The organism is Pseudomonas sp. P4_C4, assembly GCF_056402055.1.
Genome location: NZ_JBFUID010000127.1, coordinates 1 through 2,538 on the forward strand (window position 1 = coordinate 1; position 2,538 = coordinate 2,538).

A 2,538-nucleotide genomic window follows, 5' to 3' on the forward strand; every position below is an offset into this window, starting at 1 on the left:
AGAACTGATAGCAGCGGGATATCGTCTGGCCAGCTGATATTACCCCCTGGTGAATATCATCTATCAGCAGTATCGACACTGGGTGGAAAAAATCTATCAGCAGTATCGACACTGGGTGGAAAAAATTACATGGGAGCGATACGTTTGAATGTGCGGGGTTGATAATTTAGATGTATTTTCGGAAAGTGGATAACCACCAAGTTTTGCAGGATTATTGGGGTTGGAGGTGTATCAGGCACTGGAAAATATCGATCCGCAGGGTTCACCTATATAATTGATCGACGGAAAATGACAAAAGGCAGTCAGAGACTGCCTTTTGTTCATCCAGTGCAGCTGTTCAGGACAAGAACCCCCCATCCACATTCAACGAAACCCCAGTCGTATAACTCGACGCATCGCTGGCCAGATACAACACCGCCCCGGCCATCTCACTCGGATCCGCCACGTGCTTGAGCGGAAACTGCTGTAAAGCGGTGTTCAGAATGGCTTCGTTTTTCACCAGCGCCGAARCGAACTTGGTGTCGGTGAGGCCCGGCAACAACGCATTGCACCGAATCCGAAACTGCGCACACTCCTTGGCGAACACCTTGGTCATGTTGATCTCCACCGCCTTGGTCACCAAGTAGATGCCCCGGAAGATCCCCGGCGAAACGCCGTTGATCGAGGCGACGTTGATGATGCTGCCGCCGCCGTTTTCGCGCATCAGCTTGCCGGCTTCGACCGACATGAAGAAATAACCGCGAATATTGACGTCGACGGTTTTCTGGAAGGCGCTGAGGTCGGTGTCCAGCACATTGCAGAACGGCGGGTTGGTCGCGGCGTTGTTGACCGGGATGTCGAGGCGGCCGAACTGTTCCTTGATCCCGGCGAAGACCTGGCTGGCCTGTTCCATTTCTCCAATGTGGCAGGTGATGGCTTCACCAATGCCACGGCTGGCGCCGGAGACAAACGTGACCCTGCTGTCGAGTCGAGTACTGATTTCATTCCGTATATGACTTTGATAAGAAAGTTGGAGCTTTTATTGCATTTTGTTCTAATTGACCTGTCAGTTATGACAGTTTCCGACACCTCGATTTTTCCTGATAGTTAACGGACTGTTTTTATGTCCATCGCTGAAAAGGAATTGTCGTCATGAACGCCGAACTAAACGTTGTAACCGCTGCAGCAAGCCCTTGGGAACAAGCCACGTTAACCGTCAACGGTAAGGAGGTGAAATGGAACGAACCCATTTTGTTGCACCGTGGGCAGGAGAACGAAGTGACGGTGGAGGCTCCACCCGCGATCGCCAGGGAGATCAATCTGGGGCTGGCTGAGGGTGGCGGTTTGAACATCGCAGCATCGCCGAGTTTTGGCGATTGGGTGACTCCTGTCGATGGCCAGTTCAAGTGGAAGATTGAGCCGGAGGCTGGCAAGAGCGGTCGTATCACCCTGGTGTTTTTCAGCAGGGAAGTGGTTGAGCCGTGGGAGCACCGAAGCCTGGTAATCTCGAGCAATCTGGCGGATGAGGTGGATCAGGTCCTGGTGAGCGGTGTTCCTTCCCCGGCCGCCGGTGCCGTGTTTTTCAGGAATGAGCCGCAGCCCGTCACCCTGACCTACAAGCCAGGCAGCCCCCTGCAAGACTACCCGCTGGAGCTGACAGGCACGCCGCTCACTGGCGTGCAACCTGGCAATCTGACGGTAACCGCGTCAGGCAAGAATACCTGGGCAGTCAACTCTCATACCAACAGCGGCACGTTCAAACTGGAGTTGAAAGGTGCGGACATGTCCACTGGCATTACGCTGCCCGTGTGCAAGGTGATATCGCGCAACCTGGCTGATGAGGTGATAGTTAAATTAAACGGCGTTGCGATACCGGCAACCGGGGCAGATTTCATCGGTGGCGGGGAAGCCCAAACACTCACTTTGGATTACAAGAACGCAGAAATGTTGAGGGGTGTTCCCTTGGCCCTTGACTGGGTTCCTGACTATGGTCTTGAAACGGGTGATCTCGCTAGCCAACCGCCTCTTCGCCAATTTTCCACAATCCACAAGTGGGCGCTCACAGGCGCAGCGAAGGATGGAACGTTCAAGTTGAAGTTGTCTAGCGAGGGAGGAGCAGTGAGGCTTCTTACGCCGACTAACAGATTATTGGGGCGTTATAAACTGAGGTTCTTGAAGAAGCTTAATGGTGAATACGTGGAACTACCTGTTCCCCCAGCCGTGATAAGACTCCCGGAAGGTTATTATGACGCAGCTGTTCGGGTTACCGGACCGAACGACGCCCCCGTAGCGAATGTTTCATTGACGGTTGAGGGCTCCGCTATTCTCTTGCCAACAATGAGCAGAACTGATAGCAGCGGGATATCGTCTGGCCAGCTGATATTACCCCCTGGTGAATATCATCTATCAGCAGTATCGACACTGGGTGGAAAAAATTACATGGGAGCGATACGTTTGAATGTGCGGGGTTGATAATTTAGATGTATTTTCGGAAAGTGGATAACCACCAAGTTTTGCAGGATTATTGGGGTTGGAGGTGTATCAGGCACTGGAAAATAT

At 52.6% G+C, this 2,538-nt stretch carries 2 protein-coding genes; one reads left to right on the forward strand and one right to left on the reverse strand.

What is annotated here, in order from left to right; translation table 11 throughout:
• Nucleotides 1-337: 337 nt before the first annotated feature.
• Nucleotides 338-991 (reverse strand): SDR family oxidoreductase, encoded by a 654-nt coding sequence (locus tag AC1DXW_RS30840; protein WP_477760899.1) that lies wholly within the window; start codon nt 989-991, stop codon nt 338-340.
• 140 nt (nt 992-1,131) lie between these two features.
• Between AC1DXW_RS30840 and AC1DXW_RS30845 the strand changes: the two genes are divergently transcribed.
• Complete coding sequence (locus tag AC1DXW_RS30845) at nt 1,132-2,451, forward strand: carboxypeptidase-like regulatory domain-containing protein (RefSeq protein ID WP_477760898.1); 1,320 nt, start codon at nt 1,132-1,134, stop codon at nt 2,449-2,451.
• The last annotated feature ends 87 nt before the right edge of the window (nt 2,452-2,538 follow it).

What these genes read in the sequence shown, in the direction of transcription:
- AC1DXW_RS30845 (WP_477760898.1), top strand. Translation starts at nt 1,132, where the DNA reads ATGAACGCCGAACTAAACGTTGTAACCGCTGCAGCAAGCCCTTGGGAA.